Source organism: Streptomyces sp. NPDC088194, from assembly GCF_040702025.1.
GTDB lineage: Bacteria > Actinomycetota > Actinomycetes > Streptomycetales > Streptomycetaceae > Actinacidiphila.
In genome coordinates this window covers 1-18,818 of sequence record NZ_JBFBIV010000047.1, presented here as the reverse complement: position 1 = coordinate 18,818, position 18,818 = coordinate 1, and the positions used below count along the sequence as shown (strand labels likewise).

14 protein-coding genes and 1 pseudogene are annotated in these 18,818 nt (G+C 73.0%); 7 read left to right on the top strand and 8 right to left on the bottom strand.

The features are described 5' to 3' along the window. The first annotated feature begins 103 nt into the window (after nt 1–103). From AB0399_RS24510 to AB0399_RS24500, 3 genes are all read left to right on the top strand, one after another. On the top strand, nt 104–778 hold the full coding sequence (locus AB0399_RS24510; protein WP_366412799.1) for a hypothetical protein: 675 nt from the start codon (nt 104–106) through the stop codon (nt 776–778). Between the two features lie 143 nt (nt 779–921). Further along, nucleotides 922–1,428: a DUF4232 domain-containing protein gene (locus tag AB0399_RS24505; RefSeq protein WP_329369512.1), complete on the top strand. Its 507-nt coding sequence runs from the start codon at nt 922–924 to the stop codon at nt 1,426–1,428. Between the two features lie 694 nt (nt 1,429–2,122). Next, a complete protein-coding gene (locus AB0399_RS24500; protein WP_366412798.1) occupies nt 2,123–4,903 on the top strand; it encodes a glycoside hydrolase family 3 C-terminal domain-containing protein in 2,781 nt (926 codons plus the stop codon). Nucleotides 4,904–5,106: 203 nt separating this feature from the next. Here the strand turns inward: AB0399_RS24500 and AB0399_RS24495 are convergent, their stop codons facing one another. From AB0399_RS24495 to hrcA, 4 genes are all read right to left on the bottom strand, one after another. Beyond that, complete coding sequence (locus AB0399_RS24495; RefSeq protein ID WP_329369508.1) at nt 5,107–5,850, bottom strand: 16S rRNA (uracil(1498)-N(3))-methyltransferase; 744 nt, start codon at nt 5,848–5,850, stop codon at nt 5,107–5,109. Continuing rightward, nucleotides 5,847–6,911 carry a nitronate monooxygenase gene (locus AB0399_RS24490; protein ID WP_366412797.1) on the bottom strand — a complete coding sequence of 355 codons (1,065 nt, stop codon included), beginning with the start codon at nt 6,909–6,911 and terminating at the stop codon, nt 5,847–5,849. Before AB0399_RS24490 ends, AB0399_RS24495 begins: the two co-directional genes overlap by 4 nt. Before the next feature lie 95 nt (nt 6,912–7,006). After that, nucleotides 7,007–8,143: a molecular chaperone DnaJ gene (dnaJ, locus tag AB0399_RS24485; protein ID WP_103889160.1), complete on the bottom strand. Its 1,137-nt coding sequence runs from the start codon at nt 8,141–8,143 to the stop codon at nt 7,007–7,009. After that, nucleotides 8,144–9,160, bottom strand: coding sequence for a heat-inducible transcriptional repressor HrcA (hrcA, locus tag AB0399_RS24480; protein WP_329369505.1), 1,017 nt, complete (start codon nt 9,158–9,160; stop codon nt 8,144–8,146). Between the two features lie 260 nt (nt 9,161–9,420). Between hrcA and AB0399_RS24475 the strand changes: the two genes are divergently transcribed. Both AB0399_RS24475 and AB0399_RS24470 read left to right on the top strand, forming a co-directional pair. Continuing rightward, nucleotides 9,421–10,137, top strand: coding sequence for an MBL fold metallo-hydrolase (locus AB0399_RS24475; RefSeq protein WP_366412796.1), 717 nt, complete (start codon nt 9,421–9,423; stop codon nt 10,135–10,137). A 371-nt stretch (nt 10,138–10,508) separates the two neighbouring features. Further along, nucleotides 10,509–11,339: a DUF3097 domain-containing protein gene (locus AB0399_RS24470; protein WP_329369501.1), complete on the top strand. Its 831-nt coding sequence runs from the start codon at nt 10,509–10,511 to the stop codon at nt 11,337–11,339. Between the two features lie 36 nt (nt 11,340–11,375). Here the strand turns inward: AB0399_RS24470 and hemW are convergent, their stop codons facing one another. The 3 genes from hemW to lepA form a co-directional block, all read right to left on the bottom strand. Then, on the bottom strand, nt 11,376–12,608 hold the full coding sequence (gene hemW, locus AB0399_RS24465) for a radical SAM family heme chaperone HemW (RefSeq protein ID WP_329369499.1): 1,233 nt from the start codon (nt 12,606–12,608) through the stop codon (nt 11,376–11,378). Nucleotides 12,609–12,654: 46 nt separating this feature from the next. Continuing rightward, the gene (locus AB0399_RS24460; RefSeq protein WP_329369497.1) at nt 12,655–14,538 is read right to left on the bottom strand and encodes a long-chain fatty acid--CoA ligase; all 1,884 of its coding nucleotides are present in this window, start codon (nt 14,536–14,538) and stop codon (nt 12,655–12,657) included. Between the two features lie 173 nt (nt 14,539–14,711). Continuing rightward, nucleotides 14,712–16,595 (bottom strand): translation elongation factor 4, encoded by a 1,884-nt coding sequence (gene lepA, locus AB0399_RS24455; RefSeq protein ID WP_329369496.1) that lies wholly within the window; start codon nt 16,593–16,595, stop codon nt 14,712–14,714. Between the two features lie 260 nt (nt 16,596–16,855). On the opposite strand from lepA, the gene rpsT reads away from it, so the two are divergent. Together rpsT and AB0399_RS24445 are read left to right on the top strand one after the other, a co-directional pair. Then, nucleotides 16,856–17,122, top strand: a complete 267-nt coding sequence (rpsT, locus tag AB0399_RS24450) for a 30S ribosomal protein S20 (RefSeq protein WP_328464046.1) — start codon at nt 16,856–16,858, stop codon at nt 17,120–17,122. A gap of 326 nt (nt 17,123–17,448) precedes the next feature. Then, complete coding sequence (locus tag AB0399_RS24445) at nt 17,449–18,333, top strand: collagen-like protein (protein ID WP_366412795.1); 885 nt, start codon at nt 17,449–17,451, stop codon at nt 18,331–18,333. 85 nt (nt 18,334–18,418) lie between these two features. Here the strand turns inward: AB0399_RS24445 and AB0399_RS24440 are convergent. Then, nucleotides 18,419–18,818 (bottom strand): annotated as a pseudogene (locus AB0399_RS24440) (DNA polymerase III subunit delta); the annotation flags it as partial.

The following is an 18,818-nucleotide window of genomic DNA, read 5'->3' as shown; positions in this document are numbered from 1 at the left end:
CCGCGAGCAGGGAACGGGTGGGCGTGGCACCGCGTCGGTGCGGCCGGGAACGGGTAGGTTTCCGGCCGACCGCCCGCTTTCACGGTGCTTTCCGGAGGTTTGCGTGGAACCGCTCGACGAACGGCAGCGCGAGGCACAGGAGTTGATCGCCCGGGCGCGGCGCGAGCTGGCCGGCGCCGCCGCGCACAACGCGTTCGTGGAGCTGGTGGAGGCCGGCGCCGCGCCCCGGGAGCGGCTGGTCCGCCTGGTGGCGGAGGAGTCGTTGATCGTGCGCAGCGACCGGCGCAGCTTCGCCCTGGCGGCGTCGCGGTTCGGCGGCGACGATGCCGCGGCCGAGCTGTTCCTCGGCCTGGCGCAGGGCGAGACGCGGGCGTTGGAGCTGCTGGAGCGGCTGGGGTCGGCGCTCGATCCGGCGGGGCCGCCGGCCGGTGCGGCCGGGTGGCGGCCGTCGCCCGCCGCGCAGGGCTATCCGCACTATCTGGGCTGGCTGGTCGGGTCGGGCACGCGCAGCGAGCTGGCGCTGGCGCTGCTGGTCAACTTCGGCTTCTGGGGCGGTTATTGCGCGCGTCTCGCGGAGGCCGTGCCGCCGCGCTACGACCTGACCGCCGGCGACGTGGAGTTCTTCGCGTTCTTCTCGACCCTGCCGCCCGGCTTCGAGACCCGGGCGACCCGGCTGCTCCAGGCCGGCCTGGACGCGGGAGAGGACCCCTCGGCCGCAGTGGAGGCGGCGCGGCTGATGCAGGCGTACGAGGCCGCGTTCTGGCAGTCGCTGGCCTGATGAGGCCATACCCCCACGTACCGGTGACGCGACTGTGGCGCTATCGGGACATTTTTCCCGCGGAGGTCGGGCAACAATCGAGTTGACCATGGTTCCGACGGGGAGACCTCGGGGCCGTTGAGCAAGACGAGGAGCACGAGTTGATGCGTACCAACCGGAAGATTGCCGTCACCCTCGCCGTCGCCGCACTGGTGGGGGCCGCCGGTGCGGGAGTCGCGCAGGCGTCGCCGGCCAAGGGCAAGAGCCCCGCCCCCTCCGCCTGCCGTCCGGCCAACCACCTCGCGAAGATCACCCAGACGGCCAACTCCGCGGGGCACCGGCACTACCGCGTCACCCTGACCGCACCTCGCGGCTACGAGTCCTGCACGCTGGCCGGCTCGCCCACCGGCGTGCGCTTCACGAACCACGACAAGAGCGTCAAGCTCACCACGAAGCGCTACGGCAGCCAGCACACCAAGGTGACCTTCGGCCCGGGCCACCCGGTGCACTTCGACATCCAGGTGCCCAACAACGCGCACGGCCTCGCCGCGAACGCGGCGTCGTTCACGCTCCAGGCCCCCGGCGGCGAGATCCCCGGCACCTCCTTCGCCGACGGCAAGCTCACGGTCGCCAAGGGCACCCTGGTCGGCCCGGTCCAGCGCGGCGCCTGACCCGCGCCCGCCCCCACCACCGGGCACCGCACTCCACGCGGGCTCGCACGTACGTCGTGCGGGCCCGCGTTCTGCGTGCGACCGCTCTCAGGCGACACCTGCTCAACCGGTCCACCGCGAAGGCGTCTTGGCTTCACTCCTTGAAACCAAACGGGCGGATGGCGCCAGCCGGTCAAGGGCTGGGCGCAATGATGGTTCAGACCTTGACCGCGCCCCGGTAGGCGAGTTCAATCACACCCGCACCATGGGCAGACGACCGGCCGTCATCGGCGACCGCGGGTCGGCCCCTTCGCGCACAGCGCTTCCGCACGCCTGCTGTCCCGCTCCCCCCGCACTCTCGCTCCCTGCTTTCCCGTTCTCCCGTTCTCCCGTCCTCCCGTTCTCCCGTCCTCCCGTTCGGCACGGAAAGAGTGCGTGGACGCGCACTCCTGGGAGCGCTCCACCCGCGGTCCGACCGCGGGGCCGGAGCGTTCCGCGCCGCCGTGACGACGCCCGGCCGCCGTAGGGCATGCGTCCATGTTCCGAAGTCGGCCACCGCGCCACGCACCACGCTCACCGCCCCCAGCTCCACGTCCGCACCTCCACGTCCGCACCTCCACTCCCCCACCGGACCCCGAACCCCGACCCCGAACCCCGACCGGAACACCCCCCTCGGCAGATGCTTGGAGGCATCGTGCACACGTTCCGCACATCGGTGAGACGGCGAACGCCGTATCTCGCCGCCCTGGCCCTGGTGGCCGGCGGCTCCGGCCTGCTCGGCGCCGTCTCCGCCCCCACCGCGCAGGCCGCCCCCACCGCGGCCGGCGCCTGCCCCTGGGTGCACTCCACCGCACCGATCCCTGACCGGGTCGCGCAGGTGCTGGCGCAGATGACGACCGCCCAGAAGGTGGCACTGGCCACCGGCACCGGCGGCTCCAGCTACGTCGGGTTCACCCCGGCGATCCCCGCGCTGTGCATCCCGGCGATGACCCTGGAGGACGGCCCGGCCGGCGTCGCCGACGGCATGAACGACGTCACCCAACTGCCCGCACCGGTCAGCGTCGCGTCCACCTGGGACACCGCGGCCGAGCAGACGTACGGCCAGGTGATCGGCAGCGAGCAGGCCGCCAAGGGCACCACCGTCGACCTCGGCCCGACCATCAACATCGACCGCGACCCGCGCTGGGGCCGCGCCTTCGAGTCGATCGGCGAGGACCCGTACCTCAACGGCCAGTTGGGCGCCGCCGACATCAGGGGCGTGCAGTCCACGGGGGTGATGGCCCAGGTCAAGCACCTGGCCGTCTACAACCAGGAGACCAACCGCAACACCCCCTCGGACGACGCGGTGATCAGCGAGAAGGCGCTCCAGGAGATCTACCTGCCGGCCTTCCAGGACGCGGTGCAGCAGGGCGCGGCCTCCTCCGTGATGTGCTCCTACAGCACCATCAACGGCACCTACGCCTGCCAGAACCCCGACCTGCTGAACAGCACGCTGCGAGGCCAGTTCGGCTTCCAGGGCTTCGTGACCTCCGACTGGGGTGCCACCCACTCCACCGCCGCCTCGGCCAACTCCGGCCTGGACCAGGACATGCCGGGCAACGACGGCTACTACGGCACCGCGCTGAGCAACGCGGTCGGCTCCGGGGCGGTCAGCCAGGCCACGCTCGACACGATGGCCACCCGCATCCTCACCGAGATGTTCGCGTTCGGCCAGTTCGACAAGGCGCCGTCCGGCTCGCCGGGCGCGGTCGCCACCAGCACCGCGAACAAGACCGCGGCGACCCAGCTCTCCGCCGAGGGCACCGTCCTGCTGAAGAACAGCGGCGGCGTCCTGCCGTTCGGCTCGGGCACCTCCTCGATCGCGGTCATCGGCGCGGACGCCTCCACCAGCCCGCAGACCGCCGGCGGCGGCAGCGCGGCGGTCAACTCCAGCGGCACCGTCACCCCGTTGCAGGGCATCACCGCCCGGGCCGGCGGCGGCGTCAGCGTCAAGTACGACAGCGGCTCCGACACCGGCTCGGCCGCCTCGCTCGCCGCGGCCTCGTCGGTCGCGGTGGTCTTCGCCAGTGACTTCGAGTCCGAGGGCAGCGACCTGGGCGGCATCGACCTGCCGGCCTCGGAGAACAACCTGATCTCGGCGGTGGCCGCCGCCAACCCGAACACGGTGGTGGTGCTCAACACCGGTTCCGCCGTGACGATGCCCTGGCTGAACTCCGTGAAGGGCGTCATGGAGGCGTGGTACCCGGGCCAGAACGACGGCACCGCGATCGCCTCGCTGCTCTTCGGCGACACCAACCCCTCCGGCCACCTCCCGGTGACCTTCCCCACCTCGCTGTCCCAGGTCCCCGCGCACACCACCGCGCAGTGGCCCGGCACCGGCGGGCAGGTGCAGTACTCCGAGGGCGTCGACGTCGGCTACCGCTACTACGACGCCAACAACCTCACGCCGCTCTTCCCGTTCGGCTACGGCCTGTCGTACACCAGCTTCTCCTTCAGCGACCTGCACGTGGGCGCCCTGGCGGCGGGCGGCGCGGCCACCGTGACCGCGACCGTCACCAACACCGGGGCGCGGGCCGGCGCCGACGTCGCCCAGCTCTACGTCAGCCGGCCGGCCGGCAACGGCGAACCGCCCCGGCAGCTGGAGGGCTTCGCCCGGGTGGACCTCCAGCCCGGCGCCAGCCAGACCGTCAGTTTCCCCGTCAGCCAGCAGAACCTGCGCAGCTACGACGCCTCGTCCGGCGCCTGGACCACCGCGACCGGCTCCTACGGCATCTCGGTCGGCGACTCCGACGGCAACCTGCCGCTGACCGGCACCCTGGGCGTCACGTCGGCGCAGCTCGGCACGCCGCTGACCGTCACCGCGCCGGGCGCGCAGGAGGGCCTCACCGGCGCCGCGGTGTCCGTGCAGGTCGCCGCGCACGACACCACCGCCGGCCAGACCCCGTCCTTCACCGCCACCGGGCTGCCGGCGGGTACCGCGATCTCGTCCTCGGGCGCGATCACCGGTACCCCGACCAAGGCCGGCACCAGCACGGTGACCGTCACCGCCCACGACGGCGCGGGCGCGAGCGCCTCGACCACCTTCCTGTGGACGGTGGTGCCCGCGGACGCGGCGCTGGCCGGTCAGCTCGTCGGCTACCAGGGCCTGTGCCTGGACGTGAACGCCGCGAACTCCGCCGACGGCACGAAGGTCGACGTCTACACCTGCAACGGCACCGCCGCCCAGCAGTGGACGGTCGGCAGCGACAACACGGTGCGGGCGCTCGGCAAGTGCCTGGACATCACGTCGGCGGGCACCGCCAACGGCACGAAGGTGCAGCTCTACACCTGCAACGGGACCGGTGCGCAGGTCTGGCAGCCGCAGGCCGACGGGGCGCTGCTCAACCCGAGTTCGGGGAGGTGCCTGGACGACACCGACGAGTCCACCACTCCCGGGACCCAGGTGCAGATCTGGGACTGCACCGGCGCGGCCAACCAGGTCTGGAAGCAGGGTTAGCGTGCCCTGACCCCCCAGGGTGCCCCTGGACCCCGGTCGAGGGGCACCCTGCCCGGTGGTGGGTTGGTCGCGCAGCTCTCCCCCTGAGCTTCGCCTGGGTGGGGGTGCCCCCGGCGCAGCGAGGGGGAGTGCCCCACGCGCCCCTGAGCGAGTGCGGCTCCCTCTGCGAGAAGAGGGTCACCCACCCGGGGGCGCGGGGCGCCCTACGACCAGCGGCCCGTTCGGGCCATCAGCAGCGACACGGCCGCCACTCCCGCCGTCGAGGTGCGCAGCACCGTGGGGCCCAGCCGGTAGGCGGCCGCGCCGGCGTCCGCGAACAGGGCCAGCTCCTCCGGGGCGACGCCGCCCTCGGGGCCGACCACCAGCACCACGGAACCGGTGGTGGGGAGCCGGGCGCCGGCCAGCGGGGCGGAGCCCTCCTCGTGGAGCACCGCGGCGAAGTCGGCGGCGGCGAGCAGCGCGCAGAGCTGACGTGTCGTCACCTGCTCGGCGACCGAGGGGAACCGCAGCCGCCGGGCCTGCTTGGCGGCCTCCCGGGCGGTGGAGCGCCACTTCGCCAGGGACTTCGCGCCGCGCTCGCCGCGCCACTGCGTCACGCAGCGGGCCGCCGCCCACGGCACCAGCGCGTCCACCCCGGCCTCGGTCATGGTCTCCACGGCGAGTTCGCCGCGGTCGCCCTTGGGCAGAGCCTGGACGACGGTGACCGACACGGCCGGCGCCGGCTCGGCGCGCGGCTCGCGCACCTCGACGTCGAGGACGTCCTTGCCGGTGACCGCGGCGACCACGCCGCTCGCCCCGCGCCCGGTCCCGTCGGTCAGCACGATCTCCTCCCCGACCTGGAGCCGCCGCACCGACACCGCGTGCCGGCCCTCCGCGCCGTCGAGCCGTACCGTCGCCGGGGAGCCGTCGAGCGCGTCGGGGCCGACCAGGAAGACAGGGGCGGTCATGCGTGGGCCCCCTGAGCGGCGTGGAGTTCGGCGACCAGGGTCTCCACGAGCGCGCCCGCCGACAGCTCCCGGGCCAGCCGGTGGCCCTGCCCGGCCCACAGCGCCATCGCCTGCGGGTCGCCGAGGTCGGCGGCGGCCCGGCGAACGGGTTGGGTCAGGTGGTGCACTTGCGGGTAGCCGGCCGGGGCGTAGCGGCCGTGCTCGCGGACGAAGCGGTTGAGCAGCCCGCGGGCCGGGCGGCCGGTGAACGCGCGGGTCAACTCGGTACGGGCGTACACCGGGTCGGTGACCGCCCGCTTGTGCAGGGCGGACGCGCCGGACTCCGGGCAGACCAGGAACGCGGTGCCGAGCGCGGCCGCGGCGGCGCCCGCGGCGAGCACGGCGGCGACCTGCTCGCCGCGCATCAGCCCGCCGGCGGCGATCATCGGCAGTTGCACCGCCTCGCGGACCTGCGTGATCAGCGACAGCAACCCGAAGCCGGTGCCGTCGAGTTGGGGGTCGTCGCGGTGGGTGCCCTGGTGGCCGCCGGCCTCGACGCCCTGCACGCACAGCGCGTCGGCCCCGGCCCACTGGGCGGCCAGCGCCTCCGCGGGCGTGGTGACGGTGACGACGGTGTAGGTGCCGGCCTTCGCGAACGCGTCCAGCACGGTCCGGTCGGGGCAGCCGAAGGTGAAGCTCACCATCGGCACCGGGTCCTCCAGCAGGATCGCCACCTTGGCGTCGTACCCGTCGTCGGAGCCCGCCTCCGGGTCGCCGAGCGCCGTGCCGTACCAGGCGGCCTCGCCGGCGAGCTGCTCGGCGTAGACCTCGACCGCGGACGGATCGACGGTGCCGGGCTGCGGCATGAACAAGTTCACCCCGAAGGGTTGCGACGTGGCGTCCCGCAGTTGCCGGATCTCCTGGTACATCGCCTCGGACGTCTTGTACCCGGCGGCGAGGAAGCCGAGGCCGCCGGCGCCCGCCACCGCGGCCGCCAGCCGCGGGTTGGACGCGCCGCCGGCCATCGGGGCCTGCACGATCGGGTACGCCGAATAGGAGGAAAGATCGGTCAACGCGGGCATGTGGTCATCGTGTCACGTAGGGTGCCGCGCCAGGTGCCGCGGGGTGGCCGGGGCGGGAGACCGCCAACGGCGGGCCCGCCCCGCGAACGGCGTCCTCACCGCCCGTTGAAGGCGTCCTTCAGCCGGGAGAACAGCCCCTGCTGGCCGGGCGCGAACTGCCCGGTGGGCCGCTCCTCGCCACGCAGCTTCGCCAGCCGCCGCAGCAGGTCCTCCTGGTCGGCGTCGAGCTTGTGCGGGGTGACCACCTCGACGTGCACGATGAGGTCGCCGCGCCCGCCGCCGCGCAGGTGGGTGATGCCGCGCTGGTGCAGCGGGATCGACTGGCCGGACTGGGTGCCGGGCCGCACGTCGACCTCCTCCAGGCCGTCCAGCGTCTCCAGCGGGCACTTGGTACCGAGCGCGGCCGCGGTCATCGGGATGGTGACGGTGCAGTGCAGGTCGTCACCGCGGCGCTGGAAGACCGCGTGCGGCAGCTCGCGGATCTCCACGTACAGGTCGCCGGCCGGGCCGCCACCGGGGCCGACCTCGCCCTCGCCGGCGAGCTGGATACGGGTGCCGTTGTCGACGCCGGCCGGGATCTTCACCGTCAGGGTCCGCCGGGAGCGCACCCGGCCGTCACCCGCGCACTCCGGGCACGGGGTGGGCACCACGGTGCCGAAGCCCTGGCACTGCGGGCACGGCCGCGAGGTCATGACCTGGCCGAGGAAGGAGCGGGTGACCTGCGAGACCTCGCCACGACCGCGGCACATGTCGCAGGTCTGCGCGGAGGTGCCGGGCGCGGCGCCCTCCCCGTTGCAGGTGCCGCAGGTGACCGCGGTGTCCACCTGGATGTCCTTGGTGGTGCCGAACGCGGCCTCGTCCAGCTCGATCTCCAGCCGGATCATCGCGTCCTGGCCGCGCCGGGTGCGCGAGCGCGGGCCGCGCTGCGAGGACTGCCCGAAGAAGGCGTCCATGATGTCGCTGAAGTTGCCGAAGCCCGCGCCGAAGCCGCCCGCGCCGCCGCCCCCGCCCGCGGCGGACAGCGGGTCGCCGCCGAGGTCGTAGACCTGCTTCTTCTGCGGGTCGGAGAGGACCTCGTAGGCCGCGTTGATCTCCTTGAACCGCTCCTGCGTCTTCGGGTCCGGATTGACGTCCGGGTGCAGTTCGCGGGCGAGGCGGCGGAAGGCCTTCTTGATCTCGTCCGGGCCCGCGTCGCGGCGTACGCCGAGTACGGCGTAGTAGTCCGTGGCCACCTACGACTCCGCCAGGATCTGTCCGACGTAACGTGCCACTGCGCGTACCGCTCCCATCGTTCCGGGGTAGTCCATGCGGGTCGGTCCGACCACGCCTAGCTTGGCGACTGCCTCGTCGCCCGAACCGTAGCCGACCGCCACCACGGAGGTGGAATTGAGGCCCTCGTGAAAATTCTCATGCCCGATCCGGACCGTCATGGTGCCGTCGGCGGTCTCTCCGAGGAGTTTGAGGAGCACCATCTGCTCCTCGAGCGCTTCGAGCACCGGCCGGATCGTGAGCGGGAAGTCGTGGTGGAACCGGGTCAGGTTGGCCGCGCCGCCCAGCATGATCCGCTCCTCCTTCTCCTCGACGAGGGTTTCGAGGAGGGTGGCGAGCACCGTGGCGACCGACGGGCGGTCGTCGGGGTCGAAGCTGTCCGCCAGGTCCTGCACCAGCGGCGGTACCTCGGGGAAACGGCAGCCGGTGACACGGCTGTTGAGCCGGGCGCGCAGGTCCGCGAGGACCGTCTCGCCGACCGGCCCCGGGCAGTCGATGATCCGCTGCTCGACCCGGCCGGTGTCGGTGATCAGCACGAGCATCACCCGGGCCGGCGCGAGCGAGAGCAGTTCCACGTGGCGCACCGACGAGCGGGTCAGCGACGGGTACTGCACGACGGCGACCTGCCGGGTGAGCTGCGCGAGCAGCCGCACGGTGCGGGCCACCACGTCGTCGAGGTCGACGGCGCCTTCGAGGAAGTTCTGGATGGCGCGCCGCTCCGCGCCCGACAGCGGCTTGACGCCGGCGAGCTTGTCGACGAAGAGCCGGTAGCCCTTGTCGGTGGGGATACGGCCGGCGCTGGTGTGGGGCTGCGCGATGTACCCCTCGTCCTCCAGGACCGCCATGTCGTTGCGCACGGTGGCCGGGGACACTCCCAGCGAGTGCCGCTCGGTGAGCGCCTTGGAACCGACCGGTTCCTCGGTGCCGACGTAGTCCTGAACGATGGCACGCAGCACTTCCAGCCTGCGTTCGCTCAACATCGCGCACCTCCAACCCGGCGTCCCGGCCCTGCGGCCTGGCACTCCTCCGTTTCGAGTGCCAGCGCTCCCGCAGTCAGTGTACGGCGCGGCGGCAAGGGCACGGCAAGAGCGCCGGGGATACGGTCTCGCGCGGCGGGCGGTACGGGCGATACGCGCGGTACGTACGGTGCCGCACGCGGTGGGTACGGTACCGCGCGTGACCGGGGCGGGTCCCGGGGGTGCGGCGCGCGGCGCGGCGGGCATGGCGATAGCGTCGAGTCGTGAGCGATGAGGACAGCGGGTCGGTGTGGGAGCACCTCGCGCCGGGAGTCGCCAGGCGGCGGCTGCCGCACCTCGACGTGACCATCGGGCTGGTGGTCGGCGCGGACGGGGTGCTGCTGGTCGACACCGGGTCCACGCTGCGCGAGGGGGCGGAGCTGCGCGCCCAGGCCGAGGCGCTGACCGGCCGCCCGGTCACCCACGTGGTGCTCACCCACGGGCACTTCGACCACGTCTTCGGCACCGCGGCCTTCCCGGACGCCGAGGTGTACGGGCATCGCGCGCTCGACGGTCTGCTGCGGCGCGAGGGCGACGTCCTGCGCGCGGACGCGGTGGCGCACGGCACCGACCCCGCGGAGGCGGCCGACGCGGCCGCCGCGCTGCGCCGCCCGACGCACCTGGTCGACGACCGGCTCGCCCTCGACCTCGGCGACCGGCCGGTGCTGCTGGTCCACCCCGGCCGCGGGCACACCGGCCACGACCTCGTCGTGCACGTGCCCGGCGCCACGGCCAGCGATCCCACGGTGGTCTTCTGCGGGGACCTCGTCGAGGAGTCCGGGGAGCCCCAGGCCGGCCTCGACGCCCTCCCGGCGGAGTGGCCGGCCACCCTCGACGCCCTCCTCGCCCTCGGGGGCGAGACGGCCCGCTACGTCCCCGGGCACGGCGCGGTGGTCGACGCCCGCTTCGTCCGCGGGTTGCGGGATGCCCTGACCCCCTAGGCTGCCCCGTCCTGTCGGCCCCGGGACCACCCCTCGGTGGGTGGCTTGCCGCGCAGTTCCCCGCGCCCCTTCGGGTTCCCGCCGTCTTGGTTGCCCGCCGTCCCCGTCCTCGACCCGGTGGCCTGCTGAGCGCGCAGTTCCCCGCGCCCCTTCGGGTTCCCGCCGTCTTGGTTGCCCGCCGTCCCCGTCCTCGGCCCGGTGGCCTGCTGAGCGCGCAGTTCCCCGCGCCCCTGGGTGTGTGCGGGTGCCTCCCAGGCGAAGTTCCGGGGGCAGCCAGGACGGCGGGTTGCCGTGGGGGGGGCGGGCACGACGGGTGGTCCCGGGGCGGGAGATCCGGGAAACCCGGGGGGTCAGGCCCTACGATCATCCGCATGCGTAGCAGGAGTTATGACCCTGACCTCACCCCGCCCTGGAAGAAGTCCGACGCGGCGCCGGAGGTGGCCGCGGAGCGGGACCTGGTGGTCGAAGAGGTGAGCACGGGGTTCTGCGGAGCCGTGGTCCGGGTCGAGAAGACCGCCGAGGGCCTGACCGTGACGTTGGAGGACCGCTTCGGCAAGCTGCGGGTGTTCCCGATGGCGCCGCGCGGCTTCCTGATCGACGGCCGCACCGTGACCCTCGTACGCCCGCGCGCGGCCGCACCGGCCCCGCGCGGCCCGCTGCTGTCGGCGTCGGGCTCGATCGCCGTGACGGGCGCGAAGGCACGGGTCGCCCGGGCCGGGCGGATCTACGTGGAGGGCCGCCACGACGCGGAGCTGGTGGAGCGGGTGTGGGGCCACGACCTGCGGGTCGAGGGCGTCGTCGTGGAGTACCTGGAGGGCGTCGACGACCTGCCCGCGATCGTCTCGGCGTTCTCCCCCGGCCCGGACGCCCGCCTCGGCGTGCTGGTGGACCACCTGGTGCCGGGCTCCAAGGAGTCCCGGATCGCCGCGTCGGTCACCGGCGCCGACGTGCTGGTGGTCGGCCACCCGTACATCGACGTGTGGGAGGCCGTGAAGCCGTCGTCGGTCGGCATCCCGGAGTGGCCCCGGGTGCCGCGCGGGGAGGACTGGAAGACGGGCGTGTGCCGGGCGCTGGGCTGGACGGACCTCACCACGGGCGAGGCGTGGCAGCGCATCCTGGCGTCGGTGGCGTCGTACAAGGACCTCAAGCCCGAGCTGCTGGGGGCCGTGGAGCACCTGATCGACTTCGTGACGGCGCCGTAGTGCGGGAGGCGGCGCCGGGGCGGCCGGCCGCGGGCGTCAGTCGACCAGGTCCCTGACCACGGCGTCGGCGAGCAGCCGGCCGCGCAGCGTGAGGACGGCGCGGCCCTCCGCGTAAGGGCCGGGCTCCAGGAGACCGTCCCTTACCGCGCGGGCGGCGGCCTTTGCGCCCTGTTCCGCGAGGATCGCCAGCGGGCAGCCGTCGGCGAGCCGCAGCTCCAGCAGGACCCGCTCCACCCGACGGTCCTCCGCGCCGAGCAGTTCCCGGCCGACCCCGGGGGTGCGCCCCTCGGCGAGGGCCTGCGCGTAGGCGCCCGGGTGCTTGGCGTTCCACCAGCGCACCCCGCCGACGTGGCTGTGCGCGCCGGGACCCGCGCCCCACCAGTCCGCGCCGGTCCAGTACAGCTCGTTGTGGCGGCAGCGCGCGGCGGGCCCGGTGGCCCAGTTCGAGACCTCGTACCAGCCGAAGCCCGCGGCCGACAGCCGCTCCTCGGTGATCAGGTAGCGGTCGGCGTGCACGTCGTCGTCGGTCATCGGCACCTCGCCGCGCCGGATGCGGCGGGCCAGCCCGGTGCCCTCCTCCACGATCAGCGCGTACGCCGAGACGTGGTCGGGCTCGGCGCCGATCGCCGCGTCCAGCGACGCGTGCCAGTCCTGGTCGCTCTCGCCGGGGGTGCCGTAGATCAGGTCGAGGTTCACGTGCTCGAACCCGGCGGCGCGGGCCTCGGCGACGCACGCCTCGGGGCGGCCGGGGGTGTGCGTGCGGTCCAGCACCTTCAGCACGTGCTGCCGGGCGCTCTGCATGCCGAACGAGATCCGGTTGAAGCCGGCGGCCCGCAGTCCGGCCAGATAGGCCGGGTCGACGGACTCCGGGTTCGCCTCCGTGGTCACCTCGGCGTCGGCGGCGAGCCCGAACTCCGCCCTGATCGCGGCGAGCATCCGGCCGAGGTCGGCGGCCGGCAGCAGCGTGGGGGTGCCGCCGCCGACGAACACGGTGCTGACCTCGCGGGGGTCGTCGCCCAGCACCTTCCGGGCCAGCCGCACCTCCTCGGCCAGCACGTCCGCGTAGTTCTCCCGCGACGCCAGCGCCCCGCCCGAGCCCCGCAGCTCGCTCGCGGTGTACGTGTTGAAGTCGCAGTACCCGCACCGCGTGGCGCAGTAGGGCACATGCAGGTAGAACCCGAGCGGGCGGTCTTCGGCGCCCTCGAACGCGGAAGGCGGCAGACCGCCGTCCGCGGGCACGGGTTCCCCCTCGGGGAGTACGGAAGGCATTCGTCCAGTATCCGTCACCCGGGGGGAACGCTCGGCGGCGCCGTCCTCAGGCCTCGCGGGCGCCCTGGTACATCTCGTCGATCAGCGGGGCGAACTCGCGCTCGACGACCGGCCGCTTCAGCTTGAGGCTGGGCGTGAGGTCGCCGTGCTCGACGTCGAGGTCGCGCGGGAGGATGCGGAACTGGCGGATCTGCTGCCACCGCTGGAGCCCGGCGTTGACCTCCTGGACGTACCCGTCGATCAGCTCGCGCACCTGGTCGGTGCCGACCACCTCCGCGTACGGCCGGCCGCCGAGGCCGTTGTCCTCGGCCCAGCCCAGGAGCGTCGGCTCGTCGAGGGCGAGCAGCGCCGTACAGAAGTTGCGGCCGCCGCCGACCACCAGGACGTTGCTGACGAACGGGCACACCGCCTTGAACTGGCCCTCGACCTCGGCCGGCGCGATGTACTTGCCGCCGGAGGTCTTGATCAGGTCCTTCTTGCGGTCGGTGATCTTCAGGAAGCCGTCGGGCGACAGCTCGCCGATGTCCCCGGTGTGGAACCAGCCGTCGGGCTCCAGCACCTCGGCGGTCTGCTCGGGCAGCCCGTGGTAGCCCTGCATGATGCCGGGGCCGCGCAGCAGGACCTCGCCGTCCTCGCCGATCCGGACCTCCAGGCCGGGCAGCGCCTTGCCGACGGTGCCGGTGCGGTAGGACTCGCCGGGGTTGACGAAGCTCGCCGCGCTGGACTCGGTGAGGCCGTAGCCCTCCAGGATGTGGATGCCGGCGCCGGCGAAGAAGAAGCCGATCTCGGGGGCGAGCGCGGCGGACCCGGAGACGCAGGCGCGCAGCCGGCCGCCGAACGCCTCGCGCAGCTTCGCGTAGACCAGCCGGTCGGCGACCGCGTGCTTGCTGCGCAGCGGCAGCGGCACGGACGGGGTGCCGGTCAGCCGCATGCTGTTCTGCGCCGCCTTGGCGTAGTCGCGGGCGACCTGGGCGGACCACAGGAAGATCTTGTACTTCGCGTTGCCGCCCTCCCTGGCCTTGGCGGCGACCCCGTTGTAGACCTTCTCGAAGATCCGCGGCACGGCGGCCATGTAGGTGGGCCGGACCACCGGCAGGTTCTCGATGATCTTGTCGACCCGGCCGTCCACGGCGGTGACGTGGCCGATGGTGATGTGCCCGGCGGTGAGCACCTTGCCGAAGACGTGCGCGAGCGGCAGCCACAGGTACTGCACGTCGTTCTCGTCGAGCAGGCCGACCGCCTCGATGGCGCGGGCCATGTACGCCCACGCGTCGTGCGGCAGGCGCACGCCCTTGGGGCGCCCGGTGGTGCCGGAGGTGTAGATGAGGGTGGCGAGCTGGTCCTTGGTGAGCGCGCCGATGGCGTCGGTGACGGCGGTCGGGTGCCGCTCCAGGTAGGCGGCGCCGCGCTTCTCCAGGTCGGCGAGGGACAGCACCCAGCCGTCGCTGTCGGCGGCGTCGGCGCCCGTCGGGTCGATGACCACGACGTGCGCGAGGTCGGGCAGGTCGGCGCGCCGCTCGCGGGCCTTGGCGAGCTGGGCCGCGTCCTCGGCGATCAGCACCCGGCTGTCGGAGTCGGCGAGGATGAACGCGGTCTCGTCGGCGTTGGTGGACGGGTAGACCGTGGTGGTGGCGGCGCCCGCGCACAGCACGCCGAGGTCGGAGAGAATCCAGTCCACCGAGGTGTTCGCGGCGATCGCGACCCGCTCCTCGGGGCGCACCCCGAGGTCCATCAGGCCGGCCGCGATGGCGTACACCCGGCTCGCGGCCTGCGCCCAGGTGAGCGACCGCCACTCGTCGGGGCCCTCGCCGGACGCGGGCGGCACCGGCATGCGGTACGCCTCGGCGTCCGGCGTCGCGTCGACCCGCTGCAGGAAGAGCGTGGCCACGGACGGCGGCCGGTTCTCGATCAACGTCTGTGTGTCGGTCACGACAACCTCCGGGCCGAACGGCGTTCTTAACTCACCAGTAACCTATCCGCGATCAGGGTAGAGGCCCAGCGCCCGGCACGTAAGGGGGAACGGGCGGCGGGTCGTAAACCGTGACCGGACCCACCCGTTTCCCCACCGCCCTCCCCGCCCGGCGGCGCGGCCCGCACCGCGCCCTACTTCTTCGCCTTGGACTCCCCCTCGGAGTCGGTGGACAGCACCGCGATGAACGCCTCCTGCGGCACCTCGACGTTGCCGACCATCTTCATCCGCTTCTTGCCCTCCTTCTGCTTCTCCAGCAGCTTGCGCTTACGGGAGATGTCGCCGCCGTAGCACTTGGCGAGGACGTCCTTGCGGATGGCGCGCACCGTCTCGCGGGCGATCACCCGGGCCCCGATGGCGGCCTGGATGGGCACCTCGAAGTTCTGCCGCGGGATCAGCGCGCGCAGCTTGCCGACCAGCCGCACCCCGTAGGCGTACGCCTTCTCCTTGTGGGTGATCGCGGAGAACGCGTCGACCTTGTCGCCGTGCAGCAGGATGTCGACCTTCACCAGGTCGGCGCTCTGCTCGCCGGTGGGCTCGTAGTCCAGCGAGGCGTAGCCGCGGGTCTTGGACTTGAGCTGGTCGAAGAAGTCGAAGACGATCTCGGCCAGCGGCAGGGTGTAGCGGATCTCCACCCGGTCCTCGGAGAGGTAGTCCATGCCGAGCAGCGAGCCGCGCCGGTTCTGGCACAGCTCCATGATCGCGCCGATGAACTCGGTGGGGGCGAGCACGGTGGCGCGCACCACCGGCTCGTGCACCTCGTCGATCTTGCCCTCGGGGAACTCGCTGGGGTTGGTGACGGTGTGCTCGGCGCCGTCCTCCATCGTGACGCGGTAGACCACGTTGGGGGCGGTGGCGATCAGGTCGAGGCCGAACTCGCGCTCCAGCCGCTCGCGGATCACGTCCAAGTGGAGCAGCCCGAGGAAGCCGACCCGGAAGCCGAAGCCGAGGGCGGCGGACGTCTCGGGCTCGTAGACCAGCGCCGCGTCGTTGAGCTGGAGCTTGTCCAGGGCCTCGCGCAGCTCGGGGTAGTCGGAGCCGTCCAGCGGATACAGGCCGGAGAAGACCATCGGCTTGGGGTCCTTGTAGCCGCCCAGCGCCTCGGTGGCGCCGGCGGCCTGGGTGGTGATGGTGTCACCGACCTTGGACTGCCGGACGTCCTTCACCCCGGTGATCAGGTAGCCGACCTCGCCCACGCCCAGGCCGTCGGCGGCGAGCATCTCCGGGGAGTTGGTGCCGATCTCCAGCAGCTCGTGCACCGCGCCGGTGGACATCATCCTGATCCGCTCGCGCTTGGTGAGCTGCCCGTCGATCACCCGGACATAGGTGACCACGCCGCGGTAGGAGTCGTAGACCGAGTCGAAGATCATCGCGCGGGCCGGGGCGTCGGCGACGCCCACCGGGGCCGGCACGTCGCGGACCACCCGGTCCAGCAGCGCGTCCACGCCGACGCCGGTCTTCGCCGAGACCCGCAGCACGTCGGCGGGGTCGCAGCCGATCAGGTTGGCCAGCTCCTCGGCGAACTTCTCCGGCTGGGCGGCGGGCAGGTCGATCTTGTTGAGCACCGGCACGATGGTGAGGTCGTTCTCCATCGCGAGGTAGAGGTTGGCGAGCGTCTGCGCCTCGATGCCCTGGGCCGCGTCGACCAGCAGGATCGTGCCCTCGCAGGCGGCCAGCGAGCGGGACACCTCGTAGGTGAAGTCCACGTGGCCGGGGGTGTCGATCATGTTCAGGATGTGGGTGCGGCCCTGGCCGTCACCGGTGGTCGGCGCCCACGGCAGCCGGACGGCCTGCGACTTGATGGTGATGCCGCGCTCGCGCTCGATGTCCATCCGGTCGAGGTACTGGGCGCGCATCTGCCGCTGGTCGACGACTCCGGTGAGCTGGAGCATCCGGTCGGCCAGCGTCGACTTGCCGTGGTCGATGTGGGCGATGATGCAGAAGTTCCGGATCAGCGCCGGGTCGGTACGGCTCGGCTCCGGGACGTCGTGCGGCAGAGGGGAAGGGGTCGCGGGCACGCGGGGTCCAGTTTCTTGAGAACGTGAGGGTCGAGGGAGCGTCGGAGAACAGCGGGAGCGTCGGGGAACATCGGAGAGCGTCGGGGTGCGGACTGTCCCCCATAGTCCCATGGCCGGGGGGCGGGCACGGTTTGGGAGCGCGCGTGCGCTGCTGGTAGCCTGGACCGCTGCGTCTCGTGCCCTCTACCCGAGGCGCGCACTCCTGGTAGACACGCCGACGGCATCAGCCGGCGGCCAGACGAACCTGAGAAGGCTCTTTCGTGGCGAACATCAAGTCCCAGATCAAGCGCAACAAGACCAACGAGAAGGCGCGCCTGCGCAACAAGGCCGTCAAGTCCGAGCTGAAGACCGCGATCCGTCGCACCCGCGAGGCCGTCGCGGCCGGCGACAGCGCGAAGGCCGACGCCGCCGCGCGCGCCGCCGCCAAGAAGCTCGACAAGGCCGTGAGCAAGGGCGTCATCCACAAGAACCAGGCCGCCAACAAGAAGTCGGCGCTGGCTCAGTCGGTCTCCGCGCTCCAGGGCTGAACCACCCGCACCACCACGTTCCACGGCCGTACGGCCGCGCGCCCCTGACCGGGGCCGGCGCGTCCGGACGACCACGCGTCATGGATCGCGGCACCGCCGGCAACCGGACTCAGCGGCCCCTCTACCGCCCGGACCGGCATCGCCCCGACCACGTGCGTCGCACGCGGACGTTCGCCACGTGCCTGCGGCGCCCGACGTACTTCGAGAGCCCGCCCGGGTCCGCCCGGGCGGGCTCTCGCACGTTCGGGTCGCGACGGGGTCACGGGTACGTGTGCGTTCCGTGACCGCCCGTCGCCGCAGGGGCAGCGCGCCGATATTCTCACCGCATGTCGACGCCGCCCGAGCAGCCGAGCCCCAACCCCTACCAGCAGCCAAACACGCCCGGCCAGGGCCCCGGCCCTGGCCCGATACCCCCGCAGCCGCCGGTCGGTGGATACGGGACCCCGGTGCCGGCCCAGCACAACCCCTACGCCCAGCCCGGAGCGTACGGGCAGCCGGCTCCCGGACAGCCTGGCGCCGCGCAGCAGCCGCCGACGCAGGGCTACTACATGCAGCCGGGTGCGCCCGGGGCACCGGGGATGCCGGGGGCGCCGCGGACCTCCGGCGGGGCCGGGCGGGCGGTGCTGTGGGCGGTGGTCGGCGCGGCGGTGGCGTCCGCGCTGTGGGGCGGCGGGGTGCTGCTGCTCGGCAAGGACTCCTCGGCCAAGGCCGATCTGCGCGGATACACGGTGAAGGACAACCTCTGCGACACCGAGGACGTGTCCGCCTTCACCACGCAGTACCCGCAGAAGGACGACGACCCGACGTCGTACACCACCAAGACCGCCACGGTCGACGAGATGTACTGCGACCAGAGCCTCAAGAAGGAGACGTCCTCCCTCTCCGACGCCTACCTGTACGTCGATGTGACCCTGCACCACAAGACGGACCCGAAAGCGGAGTTCGCCGACACCTGGCGCAGCTACACCCAGCGGCACCAGCAGTACAAGATCTCGACCGTCGCCGGCATCGGGCAGGAGGCGTACCTGCTGACGGAGGACGAGAGCAGCAGCCAGTACGTCACCCTCGCGGTCCGCGACGGCTGGATGACGTACACGATGAGCTGGAGTTCCTACAGCGTCGGCACGAGCAGCGACGACTCCACGACCGTCGACGAGGCCGCCACCATGGTGAAGACGGCGACGCGGGCGACGCTGCCGAAGCTGAAGTAGCGGGCTCGGGTACGGGTACGAAGGCGGGCGGCTCGGGCCTGGCGGGTCGGGCGGGCGGGGCAGGCCTGGCGGGTCGGGCGGGCGGTCAGGTGCGGGAGCGGGCGGCGCGGGCGATGGTGACCACGGCCTTCTCCAGGGCGTAGGCGGGGTCGGCGGCCCCGCCCTTCACGGCGGCGTCCGCGTCGGCGACCGCGCGCAGGGCGACCGAGACGCCGTCCGCGGTCCAGCCGCGCATCTGCTGCCTGACCCGGTCGATCTTCCAGGGCGGCATGCCGAGATCGCGGGCGAGCTGGCCCGGGTTGGCGCCGCGCGGCGCGGAGGCGAGCTTGCCGATCGACCGCACACCCGAGGCGAGCGCGAAGGTGATGCCGGGCAGCGGCTGGCCGACGGACAGCGCCCAGCGCAGCCGCTCCAGCGCCTCGGCGGTGCGCCCGGTCACCGCGAGGTCGGCGACCTCGAAGCCGGTGGCCTCGGCCCGCCCGGTG